The following is an 18070-nucleotide window of genomic DNA, read 5'->3' as shown; positions in this document are numbered from 1 at the left end:
TCAGCCCGACACGTCGAAGGAGACGCATCGATGACCGCCCCCGCACCCGCCCGCAGGCGCCGCTCCGGCATCCGCGGGCACGAGGCCCGCTACGGCTGGCTCTTCACCCTCCCCGCGATCCTCGTCATCGGCGTCTTCCTCGTGCTGCCCATCGGCCTCGCGCTGTGGGTCAGCGTCAGCAACTGGAACGGCCTCGGCTCGCCGCTGGGTCCGACCGCGCAGTTCGTCGGCGCCGACAACTACCAGGCGGTGCTCACCGAGCCGGGCCTGGCGCAGAAGGACTTCGGCACCTCGATCCGCAACAACCTCTACTACGTGCTGCTCGTGGTGCCGCTGCAGACGGCTCTCGCGCTGTTCCTCGCGGTGCAGGTGAACCGGCGCATCCTGCGCGGGCGCGGGTTCTTCCGCACCGCCTTCTACTTCCCCTCCGTCACCTCGTCGATCGCGATCACCGTGATCTTCCTGTTCCTCTTCAGCGCCTCGGGCGTCGTGAACGCGGTGCTCGGCTGGTTCGGCGCCGACGGTCCGACCTGGATGGCGGACCCCTCCGGGATCCTGCACAGCGCCCTCGGCGCGGTCGGACTCGACGGCTCCGGCCCGCTCGCCGCCGCCGCTCCGCTCGGCCTCACCTGGTGGGACTGGCTGTCGGGCCCCTCCGTCGCCATGTGCGTGCTGATCACGATGGCGATCTTCACCACGTCGGGCACCTTCATGCTGCTGTTCCTCGCGGCTCTGCAGAACATCGGAGCCGAGATCGACGAGGCGGCACTGATGGACGGCGCGGGGCCGCTCCGCAAGTTCTTCTCGGTGACCCTGCCGATGCTCAAGCCCACGCTGTTCACGGTGCTCACCCTCGGCCTCATCGGCACCTGGCAGGTCTTCGACCAGATCTACCTGACCGGAGGCGGCTCTCCCGGCAAGACGCTGCTCACGCCCGCGTTCCTCGCATACGAGTCCTCGTTCACGGACCTCCGCTGGGGTCAGGGCGCGGCCATCGCGTTCATCCTCTTCTTCATCATCGTGGTGCTCACGCTGCTGCAGCGGGCACTGCTGCGCGACAAGGGCGAGCCCCGCAGCCGCCGACGTCGTGCGGCCCGCGCCGACGCCGCCACGACCCTCACCACGGGAGGTGTGCGATGAGCACCCTGATCGACTCCGGCACCCGGGCCGTCGACGAGACGCCCGCCGCACCGCTCCCGCGCCGCCGCGTGCACCTCGGTGCCCGCGGACGCGCCTCGCTGATCGGCGGCTACCTGCTGCTGATCGCGCTCGCGCTGGTCTACATCTACCCGTTCCTGATCTCGGTGGCGTCGTCTTTCAAGACCGATGCGGATGCGACGTCGAACCCGCTGTCGCTGCTCCCCGCGACCTGGTCGTTCGCCTCGTACGAGCGGCTCTTCACCGATGTGCCGCTGCCGCTGTGGACCCTGAACTCGGTGATCGTGACGGTGTTCGTGACCATCGGGCGCGTCTTCTTCGACTCGCTCGCCGGCTATGCGCTGTCGCGGCTGAACTTCCGCGGGCGGGGCTTCCTGTTCGCGCTGTTCATCGGAGTGATGAGCGTGCCGGCGGTCGTCCTGCTGATCCCGCGGTTCCTGATCCTCAAGCAGCTCGGGCTCTACGACAGCTACGCGGGGATGATCGTGCCGCTGATCGTGGACGCGGCGGGCATCTTCATCATGAAGCAGTTCTTCGACTCGATCCCGCTGTCGATCGAGGAGGCCGCGCGGATCGACGGGGCCGGCGTGTTCCGCACGTTCCGCTCGATCGTGGTGCCGATGGCGCGGCCGGCGATCGTGACGCTGTTCATCCTGTCGTTCCAGGGCTCGTGGAACGAGTTCTCGCACTTCGTGGTCTCGCGGCAGTCGCCGGAGCTGAACACGCTGACGACGGGAGTCGCCTCGCTCGTCTCGGGGCAGCTGGGCACGGGCAACCAGTACCCGCTGCAGCTGGCGGCGGCGGTGCTGATGTCGATCCCGGTGGCGGTGCTGTTCTTCGTCTTCCAGAAGCGGATCATGAACACGACGGAGGGCGCCGAGAAGGGCTGACGCCGCTACTGCGGGCGCTGGCGGATCTCGATACGGCCGCTGCGCGGCCTCCTCGATCAGCAAGGGTGCGGCCGGGCCCGCCGCTCCCACGGAAAGCGCAGGCAGCCTTGCTGGTCGAGTAGCCCCGGAGGGGCGTATCGAGACCCACGGGCTCCGGGAGCGGTGGATCTCGATACGGCCGCTGCGCGCCCTACTCGATCAGCAAGGGTGCGGCCGGGCCCGCCGCTCCCACGGAAAGCGCAGGCAGCCTTGCTGGTCGAGTAGCCCCGGAGGGCCGTATCGAGACCCACGGGCACCGGGCGGTGGTGGATCTCGATAAGGCCGCTGCGCGGCCTACTCGATCAGCAAGAGGGGGGAGAGCGCCGCGCTGCTCGATCAGCGGGGAGGGGACCGGCGCTACTTCGCGAGGAACTCGAGGACGCGGGCGTTCCACTCCTCCGCGTGGCTGACGTTGACGCCGTGGGGGCCGCCCTCGACGACGTGCAGCTCGGAGCCGGGGATCGCGGCGTGCGTGCGCGCGCCCGAGCCTTCGAACGGCACCGTCGCGTCGCTGTCGCCGTGGATGACGAGCGTGGGGACGGTGACGAGCGGCAGGTCCTCGCGGAAGTCCGTGGTCGCGAACGCCGTCATGCAGGCGAGCGCGGCGACCTTCGACGACTGCTTCGCGAGGGCGAGCGCGTCCTGGCGCTGCTCCTCCGAGACGACGAGCGTGCCCTTCGCCGAGAAGAACTGCGTGGTGAAGTCGTCGTAGAACGCGTCCTGGTCCTTGGTGAGACCGGCCGTCATCTCGGCGGCCTGCGACTTCTCGAGCGGGCCGTCCGGGTTGTCGGAGCCCTTCATCAGGTACGGCGGCACCGCGGAGGCGAACACGACGCTGCGCAGGCGCTCGGTGCCGTACTTCGAGAAGTAGCGGGCGACCTCTCCGCCGCCCATCGAGAAGCCGACCAGCGTGACGTCCTGCAGGTCGAGCTCGGTGAGGAGCGCGTGCAGGTCCTCGGTCAGCGTGTCGTAGGTGTAGCCGGTGAGCGGCTTGTCGCTGCGGCCGAATCCGCGGCGGTCGTAGGTGACGACGCGGTAGCCGGCGGCGGTGAGCGCCGGGACCTGCTCCGACCAGGACTCGCCCGAGAGCGGCCAGCCGTGGATCAGGACGATCGGGCGGCCCGAGCCGCCGGTGTCGTCGACGTGGAGGTTCGTGTCCTTGAAGAGGCCGTGGTGCGCGGTGATCTCGGTCATGCGGGTTCTCCTTCCGGCGCCGTCCGTCGGCGTCGATGGTGGTTCGAAGGAGACTAGGCAGCCGGATGGGGAGAGCGCCCGGACGGCGGGGAGGCTTGACAACGGCCTCCCCGCTCCGTCGGGGATCAGGCCAGGTCGTCGACCGCGGCGAGGATCTCGTCGGTCTCGGTGCGGGTCGTGTAGTCGACGTGCACGTCGGCGAAGCGCACGACGCGGCCCGCGTCGACCACGAGCACGGTCGGGAACGGGATCGCGGGGGTGTCGTCCGCGTTGGAGTCCTTCACCGCGAAGCCGAGGGACGTGTGCGCGTCGATCGCCGCGTCGCTCGGAGCCGTCACGATGCCCAGGCGCCCGGCGAGGGTGTTGCCCGGGTCCGAGACGACGGTGAAGCCGAGCTCGCCGTCGCCCGTCGACCGCGAGCCGTCGGCGGTCTGGGGGCTGATCGCCACGAACGCGACCCCGCGCTCGCGCAGGGCCGGCGCGAGGGTGGCGTCGTAGTGGCGGAGCGTGAGGTTGCAGTAGGGGCACCAGGCGCCGCGGTAGAAGACGAGCACGGCCGCGCTGTCGCCCAGCACGGAGGACAGCGCGACGGAGTCGCCGTCGACGGTGAGGACCGTCGCGTCCGGCAGTTCGTCGCCGGCGGACACGGCGTGGTCGGGCACTCCGGCCGAGACGAGGTCGGCCTGCTCGCCGGCGAAGACCGCCGCGAGGTCGTCGCCGATGGCGGCCGTGAATCCGGTGGTGAACTCGGTGGACTGCTGGCCGATCGTGGGGGTCGCGTTCGTGGTGGGCATCGTCGTCTCCGTCCGGCGCCCGCTGCTCGGCCGCTCCAGCGGCGATCGTAGGAGGGGCACCTCGACACCCGCAGGGGGGACGTCATGGTTCGTCACAGGCGGGGCGGCCGGGAATGACGGACGCCGCCCCGGCCGAAGCCGGGACGGCGTCCCTGAGGGGTCGTGCCTACTGGAATCCGCCGCCGCGGTCCTCGTGGTCCTCGATGGGGTCGGAGTCGGGGGCGTCGAGGGTGAAGGTCACGTGGACCGACTCGCCGACCTCCTTCGCGGCGACGGCGGTGTAGACGAGGTGGGTCTCCTGGCCGTCCACGGCCGCGTAGACGTCCACCTCCTTCTCGTAGCCGCCGTCGGTGCTGACGCGGGTCTCGGTCTGCCCGTCGAAGGGGCCGCCCTGGAAGAAGGCGAGGTAGCTCTCGCCCTCGGCGAGTTCGCGGATGTCGTTGCTCATGGTCCAGGTCTACCACTCGCGGTCGGGCGTCCGCCGGGCCTTGCGGTGGCGACGGAGGAGCGGGCAAGAGTGCGCGAGGCTCACGGGCGGGCCGAGGGCGGCGCTCGGAGGCGAGAACGTAGGATGTCGGGGATGACGATCGGACGCCGCACCTTCCTCTCGGGAGCCGCCACGGGGGTCGGCCTCCTGGTCCTCGCGGGCTGCACGCCGCCGCGTCCGACGCCCACCCGCTCGGTGACGAAGGCGCCCGTGCCCACGCCGAGCACCACCGCCGTTCCGACGCCCTCGGCGTTCGTGCGCTCCGCCTGGGGCACCGATCCCTTCGCGCTCGGCAGCACCTCCTACCTGCCCGTCGGAGCGACTCCCGAGCACCGCGACGACCTCGCGCAGAACGTGCTCGACCGCGTCTTCTTCGCCGGGGAGGCGACCGACTCGTCCGAGCCGGGCACCCTGCAGGGCGCCTGGAACTCGGGCGTCCGCGCTGCCGGCGAGATCGCGGCGGTCGCGGGCGACGGAGAGCGCATCGCGATCGTCGGAGCGGGGCTCGCGGGGGCGATCGCGGCGCGCCGCCTGGTCGACGCGGGCTACGACGTCACCCTCGTCGAGGCGCGCGAGCGCACCGGGGGCCGCATCGCGACCACGCAGCCCGACGGCTGGCCCGTCGCGGTCGACAGCGGAGCGTGGGCGCTGGCCGGCGCCGGCCCGGCCCTGCGCGAGAGCGTCCTGGACGCGGGAGTGGGCACCACTCCGATCGACCTCGCGGCGATCCGCTCGGTCGCGCCCGACGGCTCCGTCCTCGACGTCGGCACGACCGGCGCCGACGCTCTGACCCGGGCGCTGGAGTGGGGGGCCGAGCAGTCCGAGGACGTGCCGCTCGCCGAGGCCTTCGCCGGGTCCGGTGCCGCCGACCCGGCCGAGGCGGAGGCGGGCAGCGGCGACGGCGAGCCCGAGCGGGTCGCCGCCTTCCTCGCGGGAGGGGCGGCGCTCACGACCGGAGCCGCCCCCGCGGAGCTCTCGTCCTGGTACGGGCTCGGCGACGCCTCAGCGGCGACCACGGCCCAGGAGCTCGACGACGACTCCGAGCGCGCGGACGCCGTCCTCACCGACGGCCTCGCTCCGCTCGTCGCGTCGCTGCTCGAGGACGTCGAGGTCTCGCTGCGCGCCGTCGTCAGCGGCATCGGCTACGACGAGGAGGGCGCCAGCGTCCGCCTCGCCACGGGGGAGTCGTTCTCGGCCGACCGCGTGCTGGTCACGGTGCCGATCGGCGTGCTCAAGACCGACGCGATCGTGTTCGATCCGCCCCTGCCGTTCGCGCACCGCACCGCGATCGCGGCGATCGGCTCCGGTGTCGTCGAGACGCTGTGGCTCCGCTTCGACGAGTCCTTCTGGGATGCGGACGCCGACGCGGTGTCGGCCGTCCGGTGGTCGCTCGTGGGCTCGGAGGCGGGCATCACGGAGTGGGTGAACCTGCAGCCGGTCACCGGAGAGACGGTGCTGATCGGCCTCGTCGGCGCCGATCAGGCGCTGTCGCTGCAGGCGCTCAGCGACGACGAGCTGCTCACGGTCGCGGTGACGGCGCTGGAGCCGTTCGCCGTCGTCCCCGGCTGACCAGCTCGCGCAGCCTCGCGAACGGGCCGCGCCACTCCGCGGTGTGCGACTCGCCCAGCGGGCGGACTCGACTGAGCGCGACGACGAACGCCGCGATGCCCGAGATGAGCCCGAGCACGATCACGTCGTAGACGACGTACATCACCGGGCCGTCGACCTGGTCGGGGTCGAGGAAGAAGTACGGGTACCAGCCGATGAGGGCGCCGCGGACCAGCGTGATCACGCCCCAGACCACCGGGAAGCCGAGCACGGTGAGGGTCGAGCGCCACGGCACGGGGCGCCGGCCGGGGCCGAGGATCCAGTCGAGCATCGCCAGCGTCGGGATCACGAAGTGCAGCAGCGCGCTCGACCACGGCACGTCGACGCGGACGCCGCGATTGCCTGCCTCCACGGCGATGAGGCCGAAGACGATGCCCGAGACCACCATGTACGTCAGCACGAGGGCCCGCACGGTGCTGAGCCAGCGGGGCTCGCGGGTGCGGGCGAGGGCGACGAGCCCCGAGAGGCCGAGCAGGACGACTCCGGCCATGTTCGACTGCGTGGTGAAGTAGGCGAAGAAGTTGTCGATCTGGAACGCGCGGAAGCCGAGCGTGTAGAAGAAGTCGGCGACCAGGCCCACGACGCCCAGACCCGCGAGCGCGAGTCGGAGGATCGCGAACGCCTTCCGCACACCCGCTCCGATCCGTCGTCACCTGAGTCCGGCGGGCCGGACGTCCGTGCGATTCTACGGTCGCGCTCCTCCGAGCTCCCCCCGCGCGGGTGGTCCGGCGCGGGACCGGCTGTCGCTTCCCGACGCCCGCCGTCGCCGTCGGGATACCGTGGAGCATGCCGTTCACTCCGAGCCACGCCGTCGTCGCTCTGGCCTTCAGGAACGGCCGCATCCCCGCGAGCGCCGTCGCCTCCGGCGCGGTCATGCCCGACATCGGGATGTACCTGCCGTGGGAGGGTGCGCGCACCGCGACCCACTCGCTCCTGGGCGTCGTCACGGTCGACCTGGCGCTCGGCGCCGTCGGGCTCGCCCTCTGGTTCGTGCTGCTCGAGCCCGCCTGGCGCGACCTCGCGCCGCGGATCGTGCGGATGCGCTTCCGTCCGCGTCGACCGTCGCCCCGGGGTGCGCGCGCGTGGGTCACGGCGCTGCTCCTGACGGCGGCCGGCATCGTGATCGGAGCCGCCACGCACGTGGTCTGGGACGCGTTCACCCACCTGTCCGGCGCGGGGGTCGTGGCGATCCCCGCGCTCGAGCGTGAACTCGGGCCGTTCCCGGTCTACAAGTGGCTGCAGTACGGCAGCGGGGTGCTGGGGCTCGTGGGCCTGGGCATCGGTGCGCTGGTCTGGTACGTCGCGCACCGGCCCCGCCCCCTCGCTCCCGACGGGCGCACCGCAGTCCGCCTCGCGGCCTGGTCGGTCGTGCTCGCGGCGGCCGTCGTGCCCGTCGGGATCGTCCTCGCGGTCGCGGGCTTCGATCCGCTGGCCCCCGAGTACCGCTCCTCGGTCGTCGACGCGGCGATCCTCACCGTGATCTGCACGGGAGGCGCGGCCCTCGCCATCGCGCTCCTGCACCGGCTCGTCGTGTCCCCGGCCCCCCACCTCACGGCGGGTGGGGATCCGTCGTGAGGAGGATGCGCAGGTCCATAGCCCGCCGATAGCGTCGAGATCGGCCCGTTGGGGCGGGCCGCCTTCGGGGGAAGGCACAAGGGGAAATCGAGGGCTCGCGGCCGATGGCCGCGGGCCCTCTATCCGTTCACGGGGCGGCGCCCGCAGAGCCTCAGCGGCGTCGTGCCGCAGAACCTCAGCCAGGAGACCCGCTCGGCCACGATCGTGGCCGACGCCCCGTCTCGGCAGAGGTTCTGCGCCGGATCAGCGGCGCTTGCCGCCCTTCTTGGTGCGGACGGCTGCTGCGGTGCGGGAGTGGCTGCGCGGCGCGCCTTCACCGGCAGCGCCCTTGGGCAGCACGGACGCCGGAGGGATCGGCCGACGGGTCACGGGTCGCACCGGCTCCCCACGGCGGGCCTGGCCCGGGATCGGCCGCGAGCGGCGGCCGTAGATCAGCTCGGACGAGTCGAGCAGCCACGGCACCAGCGCCACGGTCACCCCGTGCACGAGCAGCAGCTTCTGGCGGATCCGGCGCGACTTGTGGTTGTGGAGGAACGACTCCCACCAGTGGCCGACGATGTACTGCGGCATGTACACGGTGGTGATCTCGGATCCGTGCTCGAGGCGGTGCGCCTTGATGTACTTGATCAGCGGGTACGAGATGTCGCGGTAGGGCGAGGCGACGCAGCGCAGCGGCACCTGGATGTCCATCCGGTCCCAGTCGGCCTTCAACTGGGCCGTCTGGGCGTCGTCGATGGAGGAGTGGACGGCCTCGAGCGTCTCGTGCCGAGCGGCGATCGCGTAGTCGAGCGCCTTCAGCGTCGGCTTGTTCATGCGGCCCACGAGCACGATCGCGTGGTCGCCGTTCGCTCCGAAGGTCGTGGTCGGATCGACCTCGATCTCCTTCTCGACGTCGCGGTAGTAGCGGTAGACGCCGGCCATCAGGACGCCCAGGATCGGCATCACCAGGTAGACGAGCCAGGCGCCGTGCGTGAACTTGGTGATCGTGACGATCACGAGGACGACGAAGGTCAGGGCCGCTCCGAAGAGGTTGATGCCCAGGCTCGTGTAGACGGTGCGGGAGCCCTCGCCCTGCTTGATGAGCCGGATCCAGTGCTTCACCATGCCGGTCTGCCCGAGGGTGAACGAGACGAAGACGCCGATGATGTACAGCTGCACCAGGCTCGTCAGCGAGGCCTGGTAGACGAGCAGGATGATCGCGGCGACGAGCGCGAGGATGATCACTCCGTTGGAGTAGATCAGGCGGTCGCCGCGGGCGTTCAGCGACTTCGGGGCGAAGCCATCGCGGGCGAGCACGGAGCCCAGCAGCGGGAAGCCGTTGAAGGCGGTGTTCGCCGCGAGCAGGAGGACCGCCGCGGTCGCCGCCTGGATCACGAAGAAGAGGATCGAGCCGTTGCCGAAGGTCGCGGCGGCGACCTGCGCGATCACGGAGCGCTGCGGAGTGTCCTCGCAGCCCGCGAAGCCGACGAGGTGGCAGGCGTCCTCGGCGTAGTGCACGTCCGAGACGAGGGCGAGCGCGGTGAGTCCCACGAAGAGCACGATGGCGATGGAGCCCATCGCCACGAGGGTGCGCTGCGCGTTCTTCACCTTGGGGGCCCGGAACGCGGGCACGCCGTTCGAGATCGCCTCGACGCCGGTGAGGGCCGCGCATCCGCTGGCGAACGAGCGCAGCAGGAGGAGCACCACGGCGGCCTGGGTGAGCTCCTCGGCGCGGACGGTGTAGCCGGCCGACTCCGCGACGGGCGCGTCGCCCAGCAGGGTGCGGACGAGGCCGACGACGACCATGACGAAGACGCTGACGACGAAGAGGTACGTCGGGATCGCGAACGCCCTGCTCGACTCCGAGACGCCGCGGAGGTTCACCGCGGCCAGCAGCACCACGAAGAGGATCGCGAGCTCGACCCGGAGCGGCGCGAGCTCGGGGACCGCGGAGATGATGTTGTCGACTCCCGAGGCGACCGAGACCGCCACGGTGAGCACGTAGTCGACCAGGAGGGCGGAGGCGACGGTGAGGCCGGCCGTCTCGCCGAGGTTGGTGCGGGCGACTTCGTAGTCGCCGCCGCCCGAGGGGTAGGCGCGGATCAGCTGCCGGTAGCTCAGCACCACGACGAGCAGCAGGACGACCACGCAGGCCGCGACCCACGGAGCGAAGGTGAGGAACGAGAGCCCGCCGAGCAGCAGGATCATCAGCAGCTCCTGCGGCGCGTAGGCCACGGAGGAGAGCGGGTCGCTGGCGAAGATCGGGAGCGCGAGCCGCTTCTTGAGGAGCTGGCCCTCGAGCTTGTCGCTCGAGAGGGGCTCCCCGATGAAGAAGTGCTTCGCCGTCCGCAGTTCGCCGGCGTCGGAGGCGGAGGCCAGCGCGTCGGACCCGGGGCCCTCTTTAGTCACGAGCGACGACATTACTCCGTGCGCAAGGCGAGTCAAGCCGTCGGGAGTGCAGCCGTGAGCGGGCTGATCCGTCGCTGTGACCGGGGATTTTCCGACAGTCGTCGGCCAGGGGCCAGGCGGGCGTCGGCCAGGCCTCAGGGGCGGGACGCCGCTCCGATGAGGCGGGTGAGGGAGTCGCGGATCGCGACGAGGTCGTCGAGGGGCAGATCGAGGCGCTCGACGATCTGCGGAGGCACCTGCAGTGCCTCCTCGCGCAGCGCCGCCCCGGACGGGGTGAGCGCGACGTCGAGGCGGCGCTCGTCCTCCGTGCTGCGGGTCCGGGTGACGTGGCCGTTCGCCTCCAGCCGCTTCACCAGGGGGCTGAGGGTGGCGGGCTCGAGGTGCAGCGCGTCGCCGAGGTCGCCGAGCGAGCGGGGGCTGCGCTCCCAGAGGGCGAGCAGGACGAGGTACTGCGGATGCGTGAGGCCCATCGGCTCCAGGACCGGGCGGTAGAGGCCGATGACGGTGCGCGCGGCGACGGCGAGCGAGAAGCACACCTGGTTCTGCAGGGCGAGCGGGTCCGGTTCCACCCGCTCATCCTGCCACTCGTCGCAGCACGAATGATTCGTGCCCTCACGGATTCGCGCGGCCCATCCGGGTGGCCACGAGGCGCACGTCCCCGTTCGGGGGTCACCGGTTCTCGTGCGGGGAGGAACAGGATGAGCCCATGAACCGTCTCCGCTCCGACTCCGCCCGTGTGGTCCAGTACTCCCGCTTCGGCGGTACCGACGTGCTCGAGGTCGCGGAGGTCGAGAGGCCGGTGCCCGGCCGGGGCGAGGTGCTCGTCGAGGTGCTCGCCGCGGGCGTGAACCACATGGAGGCGTTCATCCGCGAGGGCCGCTTCGACTCCGACCACTCCGCGGTCTTCCCCATGCGCCAGGGCACCGATCTCGCCGGCGTCGTCGTGGGCCTGGGCGAGGGGGTCACCGACCTCAAGCTCAAGAGCGACGTGGTCGGTCACGCGCTCGTGGGCTCGCACGCCACCCACGTGGTCGTGCCGCGCGAGAACCTCGTGCCCAAGCCCGCCTCGGTCAGCTGGGAGGTCGGCGGCGCGCTGTTCCTCGCCGGCGTGACCGCCTGGCGCGCGCTCGAGGCGGTGCACGTCGCCGCGGGCGACACCGTGGTCGTCTCGGCCGCGGCGGGCGGGGTCGGCAGTCTCGAGATCCAGCTCGCGAAGCTGCGCGGGGCGACCGTCATCGGCACGTGCGGCGAGCGCAACTTCGACTACCTCCGCCAGATCGGAGTGAAGCCGATCGTGTACGGCGACGGCATCGCCGAGCGCATCCGCGAGGCCGCCCCGGGAGGCGTCACGGCGTTCCTGGACAACTTCGGCGGCAACGACGAGCTCGCCGCGTCGCTGGGCATCGAGGGCAGCCGGTACCACTCGAGCGACGACCGCAAGGAGATCGAGCTCCGCGCCGTCTGGCCCGACGCCGAGACGGCGGCGCAGGACACCGAGATCCTCGGCGAGCTGGTCGGCCTCGTCGCCGCGCAGAAGCTGCGCGTGCTCGTCTCGGGCTTCTACCCCTACGGCTTCGTGCAGGACGCGTTCGACGACCTCGAGAAGCGGCACTCGCGCGGCAAGATCGTGCTCGGCATGAACCCGGTCGACTCGGCGCGGGTGATGAAGGCGCGCGACGTGCACGACGCGCAGCGCTGAGGCGGCTCGGCTGATCCTCGGGCGCTCCTCCGCGGGTCCGCTCCGCGCGCCATGATGGTGCCCGGAGGCGCGCCGTCCGCGCCCCGGGGAGGGGCCCTGTGGAGGAGCCGGTCGTCGCGATCGTCTGGATCGTCTCGTTCGTCGTCGTCACCGTCCTGGTGACCGGGCTCTCGGGCCGGGTCAACTGGTCGGCGCCCGTCGCCCTCGTGGCGGTGGGCGCGCTCGCCTCGTTCGTGCCCGGGATCCCCGAGGTCGTGGTCGAGCCCGACGTGGTGCTGTTCGGGATCCTGCCGCCGCTGCTCTACGCGGCGGCGATCCGCACCTCCGTGCTCGACGTCCGGGCGCGCGGCGACAGCATCCTGCTGCTCTCGGTCGGCCTGGTCGTCTTCACGGTGCTCGTGGTGGGGGCGGTGGCCTGGGCGGTCGTGCCCGCGATCTCGATCGCCGCGGCCCTCGCGTTCGGGGCGATCGTCGCTCCGACCGACGCGGTGGCGGTCACCGCGATCGCCGGACGGCTCCGCCTGCCGCGCCGGATGCTCACGGTGCTGGAGGGCGAGAGCCTGCTCAACGACGCGACCGCGCTCGTGGCGCTGAATGCGTCGATCCTGGCGCTGGCCAGCACCGTCACTCCGGGCGGCGTCGCCCTCGACTTCGTGCTCGCCGTGGTCGTCGGCGGAGGCGTGGGCATCGTCGTCGCCGTGGTGCTGGGGGCCGTGCGCAAGCAGGTGCAGTCCTCGGTGCTCGACACCAGCCTGTCGCTCGTGACTCCGTACCTCGCCTTCATCCCGGCGCAGCTGCTGCACGGCTCGGGGGTGCTCGCGGTCGTGGTCGCCGGGCTCTACCTGGGCTTCCGGGCGCCGGTGATCCAGTCGGCGCAGGCGCGCATCGCGGAGTCGCTGAACTGGCGCACGATCCAGTTCCTGCTCGAGAACGCGGTGTTCCTCTTCATCGGGCTGAGTCTCGCGTCGGTCGTCGAGGCGACCGCCGACTCCGGGATCGGGCTCTGGCAGACCGTGGGCATCAGCGCGGCCCTGCTCGCGACGCTGATGGGCAGCCGCGTGCTGTGGATGATCATGACGACCGTGCTCTACCGGCACGGTCCCCGGCGGCTGCAGCAGCGCGGCTGGACCTGGCCGACGGCGATCGGCGTCTCGTTCGCGGGGATCCGCGGCGTCGTCACGCTGGCCGCCGCGTTCCTCCTGCCCGAGGAGACGCCGCAGCGGGAGTTCCTGCAGTTCCTCGCCTTCGTGGTGGTGGCCGGCACGCTCGTCGAGGGGCTCGCGCTGCCGAGCCTCATCCGCGTGCTGAAGCTGCCGCCGCCCAACGACATGCAGGAGCACGTCGAGAAGCAGATGCTGCTCGCCGAGGCGCAGACGGCCGGCCTGGCCCGGCTCGACGAGGAGCCGCAGGACGGAGTGGAGGAGCGGGTGCTCGACCGGCTGCGGCGGAACGCCACGTTCCTCGCGGACGCGCTCGAGAACCCGCCGGCGGCCGAGGACTCGGAGCCGCTGACCCACTCGTACAACCGGCTCCGGCGCGTGATGATCGCCGCCGAGCGGGAGGCGGTGCTGCGGGCGCGCGCCGAGGGGCGCTACCAGGAGCCCGCCGTGGTGAGCGCGCTCGCGTTCCTCGACGTCGAGGAGGAGGCGCTGGCGGTGGGGCGGGAGTAGGCGCGCCTTTTGGCGCGTTCGAGGGCGGAGAATGGGGTGTCCCGCGCGTGCGGACGCGGAGGAGGAGCATGACGGGCCCGGAGGCACTGCCCGAGACGACCGCGGTCGTCGTGCCGACCCCCGCCGACCGCCTGCGCTCGGCGGTCGGCGACACCTACGAGCGCGGTGTCCTGCTCATCGGGCTCGGCGTGCCGATCAGCATCCTGGTCGTCCTGGGCAAGATCGCCCTCACGGTCGCCGCCCCGTCGCTGTTCCTCTTCGCGAACGTGCTCGTCACGGCCGCGGTCGCCGTCTCGCGGGTGCTCGTCTTCCGGGCGCACCACTCCCGGCGCGGCGTGCGGGTCGACTTCGCCGTGCAGCGACGGCTCTACCGGGTGATCGGGCGGATGATCGCGATCAGCGCTGTCCTCTACACGTCGGCCTCCGCGTGGGAGTTCGTCGACGACTCGCCCGAGGCGACGTTCCCGCAGCCGATCGCGCTCGCCCTGGCGGTCATCGCGCTGACCGAGCTGACGTTCGCGATCGTCGGGACGATCACGGCCCGGCGGCAGCGGGCCCTGCTGCTCGAGGCCGCGCGCCTGGCGAACATCGCGGCCGCCCTCGTGCTGCTGGTGCTCGCGCAGACGGCGCTGCTGAGCCTGGTGCACGCGGAATCGCAGGGGCGGATCGACGCCGTGAGCGGCATCGTGATGGGCTCGGCGGCCGCGCTGATCGGCCTCGGGATGCTCGTGCGCTCGCGGATCCCGCGCGGACGCTTCTCGCCGGATCCGCTCGAGCGGGCGCGGCTCGACGACTGAGACGTGCTGAAGGGCGGGGATCCCTCACGGGTTCCCCGCCCTTCAGCGGTGTCTTGCGGGTCGTCCCGGTGTCAGTTCAGGGTCGAGCGGACGGAGGCGCGGGCCTGCTCGAGGGCCGACCGCAGCGCGTCCACGCTGGCCGGCGTGACGGAGCCCTGCGAGGCGGCGGTGCGGAGCTCGGCCCGCAGCTCGTCGCGGAACTCGGTGAGCAGCACCTCCGCGTCGCGCAGGGCGAGGCGGGAGGCGGTGCGCGCGTCGGTCGGCGCGGGGGTCGACTCCTGAGCGGGCGCGGCGGCGGGCTCGTCCTGCGTGCGCGGGGGCTGCTCGGCCGAGTGCTCGGGGGTGCGGTCGCCGCGATCCCCGCGTGCGTCGCGGGCCGCGCTGGCGAGGTCGGCGCGGAGGCTCTTCATCGCCTCCGCGACGCCCAGGCGGACCTCGTCGGCGAGGCGGCGGACCGAATCCGTCAGCTCGTCCTCGATGTCGCCCAGATCGGTGGCGCGGTTCGCGAGCTCGGCGCGGCCCTCGTCGGTGATCGAGTAGACGGTCTTGCGGCCGTCGGCCTCCTTGGTGACGAGCCCCTCCTCCTCGAGCTTCGCGAGGCGCGGGTAGACCGTGCCGGCGCTCGGAGCGTAGGTGCCGCCGAAGCGGTCGCTGAGGGCCTGGATTAGCTCGTAGCCGTGCTTGGGCGCCTCGGCGAGGAGGCTGAGCAGGTAGAGGCGCAGGCGTCCATGCGCGAAGACGGGGCTCACAGCGCGCCTCCGTCCATCGGGCGCTGGTCGTCGGTCGACGAACCGGCGTCGGGCGAGCCCCAGCCGGCGCTCTCGCCGACGGAGGCGGGGGCGGATGCTCCCGCGGTGCTGCGGCGCACGACGACGACGTCGCCGGTCACCGAGTTGGCGGCGATGTCGACCCACTTCGAGTCGAGGGATCCGGTGGTCGAGGTGTAGCCGCGGCCGAACGTGCCGCGCACGACCGAGCCGTCGAGCTGCAGGGTGCCCGAGACGGTGTTGATGCGGTAGCGCGCGCCGAGGCCCTCGTCGATGCGGACGGTGAGGTCGCCGCTGACGGTGTTGGCCTGGATCTCGTCGGGGGTTCCCTCGGCGTCGACGAAGACGCTGCCCGAGACGCCGTCCACCGTGAAGCGGGTGAGGGCGCCGGCGGCGGTGACGTCGCCCGAGACGGTGTGCGCGGCGACTCGGCCGGTGTGGTTGCGCACCGAGAGCTCGCCGTGGACGGTGTTCACGTCGATGTCGCCGTGCAGGCCGTCGATCACGACGTCGCCGCCGACGGTCGAGACGCGGGCGTCGCTGTGCAGGCCCGAGACGAGGCCGTCGGCCGAGACGGTGTCGAACTTGAGCGCGACACCGCGGGGGACCAGGAGGCTCACATCGGCGCGGTCGCCGCGGCGGCCGAGGCCCTTCACGACCTCCACGATCGAGTCCCAGCGCAGCTGGATGTGGTCGATCTCGAGGCGGTCGCCGTCCATCGAGACCTTGAGCGGGCGTCCGCCGACGCTGTGGACCTCGACGCGGGCGGTCGGCTCGTCGTGCGCGATGACGTCGATCTGACCTCCGACCAGGGCGATCTTGACGGAGCGGACGACATCGAGGTCGATGACCTTCGATTCGCCCGCCTGCACGAGCCATTTCTCGAGCGACATGCTGTCCTCCTTCTTCTTCTCGCCCCGGAGTGGAGCGGATGCGTGTGACGCGATATATCGCGAGTGGTGAGAGTCACGATATATCGCGTTTTGCGCACGCGGCAAGAGTGCTCAGCGATTCCGAAGGCTCGTCGCTCCCGGCTCGGCCGAATGCGGGCCTTGCGGTTGACGCAGCGTCAAGCCGTACGGTCGCTCCTGTCGACGGATCGCGGTGAGGGAGGAGGGCGTCGTGGAGCAGGAGTGGTCGGTGCAGGAGGTGGCGCGGCTCGCGGGGACGACGAGCCGGACGCTGCGGCACTACGGGGCCGTGGGCCTGCTCGCGCCCAGCCGGGTGGGGGCCGGCGGCACCCGCTACTACGACGCCGCGGCGCTCGTGACGCTGCAGCGGATCCTGCTGCTGCGCGACCTCGGCCTGGGGCTCGCTGAGATCGGGCGGATCCTGCGCCGAGACACCGAGCCGATCACCGCCCTCGAACGGCACGTTGACGTGCTCGAGGACGAGCAGCGGCGCCTGCGCCGTCGTATCGCGGCCGTCCGCCGCACCATCACGACGATGAGAGAAGGGAACGGGCCGATGGCCGAGGAGATGTTCGACGGTTTCGACCACGCGGAGTACCGCGAGGAGGTGGAGCGCCGCTGGGGTGCGCCGGCGTACGCCGAGGGCGACCGCTGGTGGCGGTCGATGAGCGCGGAGGAGAAGGAGCGGTGGACGCTCGCGCAGCAGGACCTCGCGGCCGACTGGATCGCCGCCGCCTCGAGCGGAGCGGATCCCTCCGGCGCCCGGGCGCTCGCCCTCGCCGAGCGGCACCGCGCGTGGCTGGCGGGGATCCCCGGCACTCCGCGCGGCGCCGACGGCGGGCCGAGCGACGAGTACCTGCTCGGGCTCGGCGGGATGTACGTCGCCGACGAGCGCTTCGCGGTGCACTACGGAGGCGTCGAGGGCGCCCGGTTCGTGCGCGACGCCCTGCAGGCGCTCGTGGAGCGGAGGGGGTGAGCGGCGGCTCCGGTCTCTGGTAGACCGGGGTCATGGATCCGATCGCGGCGCTGCAGGAGATCGCGACACTGCTCGAGCGCGAGCGCGCGTCGAAGTACCGCGCGAAGGCGTTCCGCAAGGCGATCGCGGTGCTCGAGGGCTTGCCTGCGGCGGAGCGCGAGGACCTCGGTGCCGTGCGTCGCGCCGCGGGCATCGGCGACACGACCTTCACCGTGATCAGCCAGGCCCGCGACGGGCGGGTGCCGGACTACCTGGCCGACCTGCGCGGCAGCAGCCCCCTGCCGACCAGCGCTCTCCGCGCCCGGCTGCGCGGCGATCTGCACAGCCACAGCGAGTGGTCGGACGGAGCGACTCCGATCGCCGCGATGGCGGACGCCGCTCTCGCGCTGGGTCACGAGTATCTCGCTCTCACCGACCACTCGCCGCGCCTGCGCGTCGCGCACGGTCTGAGTGCGGAGCGGCTCGAGGAGCAGCTCGCGCACCTGGCGACCCTCGAGACGGGCTCGCTCCGGCTGCTCAGCGGGATCGAGGTGGACGTGCTCGAGGACGGCTCGCTCGATCAGACGCCGGAGCTCCTCGACCGCCTCGACGTGGTCGTGGCGAGCGCCCACTCGAAGCTGCGGACCCCGCGACGCGAGATGACCGCGCGACTGGTCGCCGCCGCCTCCGATCCGCGGACGGACGTGCTGGGACACGTGACCGGGCGGCTGGTGAGCGGGGAGCGCGGCACGCGGCCGCCGTCGGAGTTCGATGCGGGGGCCGTCTTCCGGGCCTGCGCCGATCACGGGACCGCCGTCGAGATCAACTCCCGCCCCGAGCGGGAGGATCCGCCGGACGAGCTCATCGCCCTGGCGATCGAGGCGGGCTGCCTGTTCTCGATCGACAGCGACGCGCACGCTCCGGGGCAGCTCGGGCTCCTCGACTACGGGGCCGAGCGCGCCGAGCGGCTCGGCGTCCCCGAGGAGAGCATCGTGACGACGTGGCCGCTCGGGCGACTGCTGGAGTGGACCTCGCGCTCCTGAGCAGGCTCGCGCGCGTGGAGGATGCGGATCGGAGCCGGTACCCCCTTGACAGTGCGCACATCGTGGGGGTCTGCGCAAGTGGTGAAATCCCAGGA

Annotated in this window: 17 protein-coding genes; 9 read left to right on the top strand and 8 right to left on the bottom strand. The window is 72.0% G+C overall.

Annotated features, from left to right (window positions below; all coding sequences use genetic code 11):
- Positions 1-30 precede the first annotated feature (30 nt).
- Together C1I63_RS03230 and C1I63_RS03225 are read left to right on the top strand one after the other, a co-directional pair.
- A complete protein-coding gene (locus C1I63_RS03230) occupies positions 31-1140 on the top strand; it encodes a carbohydrate ABC transporter permease (RefSeq protein ID WP_107573755.1) in 1110 nt (369 codons plus the stop codon).
- A complete protein-coding gene (locus C1I63_RS03225; RefSeq protein WP_055789292.1) occupies positions 1137-2048 on the top strand; it encodes a carbohydrate ABC transporter permease in 912 nt (303 codons plus the stop codon). The genes C1I63_RS03230 and C1I63_RS03225 overlap by 4 nt, the downstream gene beginning before the upstream one ends.
- A gap of 396 nt (positions 2049-2444) precedes the next feature.
- On the opposite strand, the gene C1I63_RS03220 is transcribed toward C1I63_RS03225, so the two are convergent.
- The 3 genes from C1I63_RS03220 to C1I63_RS03210 all read right to left on the bottom strand — a co-directional run bounded on the left by C1I63_RS03220 (position 2445) and on the right by C1I63_RS03210 (position 4523).
- Entirely contained in the window at positions 2445-3281 is an 837-nt protein-coding gene (locus C1I63_RS03220; protein WP_107573754.1) for an alpha/beta fold hydrolase, read from the bottom strand.
- Between the two features lie 125 nt (positions 3282-3406).
- Positions 3407-4075 carry a peroxiredoxin-like family protein gene (locus tag C1I63_RS03215; RefSeq protein ID WP_107573753.1) on the bottom strand — a complete coding sequence of 223 codons (669 nt, stop codon included), beginning with the start codon at positions 4073-4075 and terminating at the stop codon, positions 3407-3409.
- Positions 4076-4241: 166 nt separating this feature from the next.
- Positions 4242-4523 (bottom strand): hypothetical protein, encoded by a 282-nt coding sequence (locus tag C1I63_RS03210; RefSeq protein ID WP_055789301.1) that lies wholly within the window; start codon positions 4521-4523, stop codon positions 4242-4244.
- Positions 4524-4655: 132 nt separating this feature from the next.
- Between C1I63_RS03210 and C1I63_RS03205 the strand changes: the two genes are divergently transcribed.
- Positions 4656-6131, top strand: a complete 1476-nt coding sequence (locus C1I63_RS03205) for an NAD(P)/FAD-dependent oxidoreductase (RefSeq protein ID WP_170116302.1) — start codon at positions 4656-4658, stop codon at positions 6129-6131.
- On the opposite strand, the gene C1I63_RS03200 is transcribed toward C1I63_RS03205, so the two are convergent.
- A complete protein-coding gene (locus C1I63_RS03200; RefSeq protein ID WP_055789305.1) occupies positions 6082-6801 on the bottom strand; it encodes a Pr6Pr family membrane protein in 720 nt (239 codons plus the stop codon). The genes C1I63_RS03205 and C1I63_RS03200 overlap by 50 nt on opposite strands.
- A 155-nt stretch (positions 6802-6956) precedes the next feature.
- Here C1I63_RS03200 and C1I63_RS03195 point away from each other — a divergent pair, with 155 nt between their 5' ends.
- Positions 6957-7745 (top strand): DUF4184 family protein, encoded by a 789-nt coding sequence (locus C1I63_RS03195; protein ID WP_107573751.1) that lies wholly within the window; start codon positions 6957-6959, stop codon positions 7743-7745.
- 243 nt (positions 7746-7988) lie between these two features.
- On the opposite strand, the gene C1I63_RS03190 is transcribed toward C1I63_RS03195, so the two are convergent.
- Complete coding sequence (locus C1I63_RS03190) at positions 7989-10145, bottom strand: APC family permease (RefSeq protein WP_107573750.1); 2157 nt, start codon at positions 10143-10145, stop codon at positions 7989-7991.
- 122 nt (positions 10146-10267) lie between these two features.
- Entirely contained in the window at positions 10268-10702 is a 435-nt protein-coding gene (locus C1I63_RS03185; protein WP_055789311.1) for a MarR family winged helix-turn-helix transcriptional regulator, read from the bottom strand.
- Between the two features lie 137 nt (positions 10703-10839).
- Here C1I63_RS03185 and C1I63_RS03180 point away from each other — a divergent pair, with 137 nt between their 5' ends.
- From C1I63_RS03180 to C1I63_RS03170, 3 genes are all read left to right on the top strand, one after another.
- Positions 10840-11832, top strand: a complete 993-nt coding sequence (locus C1I63_RS03180; protein ID WP_107573749.1) for an NADP-dependent oxidoreductase — start codon at positions 10840-10842, stop codon at positions 11830-11832.
- A 98-nt stretch (positions 11833-11930) separates the two neighbouring features.
- Complete coding sequence (locus C1I63_RS03175) at positions 11931-13502, top strand: cation:proton antiporter (protein ID WP_107573748.1); 1572 nt, start codon at positions 11931-11933, stop codon at positions 13500-13502.
- A 68-nt stretch (positions 13503-13570) separates the two neighbouring features.
- Complete coding sequence (locus C1I63_RS03170) at positions 13571-14299, top strand: hypothetical protein (protein ID WP_107573747.1); 729 nt, start codon at positions 13571-13573, stop codon at positions 14297-14299.
- Positions 14300-14370: 71 nt separating this feature from the next.
- Here C1I63_RS03170 and C1I63_RS03165 read toward each other — a convergent pair whose 3' ends face one another.
- Positions 14371-15048 carry a PadR family transcriptional regulator gene (locus tag C1I63_RS03165; RefSeq protein ID WP_107573746.1) on the bottom strand — a complete coding sequence of 226 codons (678 nt, stop codon included), beginning with the start codon at positions 15046-15048 and terminating at the stop codon, positions 14371-14373.
- Complete coding sequence (locus C1I63_RS03160; protein WP_244906967.1) at positions 15045-15959, bottom strand: DUF4097 family beta strand repeat-containing protein; 915 nt, start codon at positions 15957-15959, stop codon at positions 15045-15047. Before C1I63_RS03160 ends, C1I63_RS03165 begins: the two co-directional genes overlap by 4 nt.
- Before the next feature lie 229 nt (positions 15960-16188).
- Between C1I63_RS03160 and C1I63_RS03155 the strand changes: the two genes are divergently transcribed.
- Both C1I63_RS03155 and C1I63_RS03150 read left to right on the top strand, forming a co-directional pair.
- A complete protein-coding gene (locus tag C1I63_RS03155; protein ID WP_107573745.1) occupies positions 16189-16953 on the top strand; it encodes a MerR family transcriptional regulator in 765 nt (254 codons plus the stop codon).
- A gap of 32 nt (positions 16954-16985) precedes the next feature.
- Positions 16986-17975: a PHP domain-containing protein gene (locus C1I63_RS03150; protein ID WP_107573744.1), complete on the top strand. Its 990-nt coding sequence runs from the start codon at positions 16986-16988 to the stop codon at positions 17973-17975.
- The last annotated feature ends 95 nt before the right edge of the window (positions 17976-18070 follow it).

The sequence above is a fragment of the Rathayibacter caricis DSM 15933 genome (genome assembly GCF_003044275.1).
Taxonomy (GTDB): Bacteria; Actinomycetota; Actinomycetes; order Actinomycetales; family Microbacteriaceae; genus Rathayibacter; species Rathayibacter caricis.
This window is presented reverse-complemented; position numbering and strand designations above follow the sequence as displayed.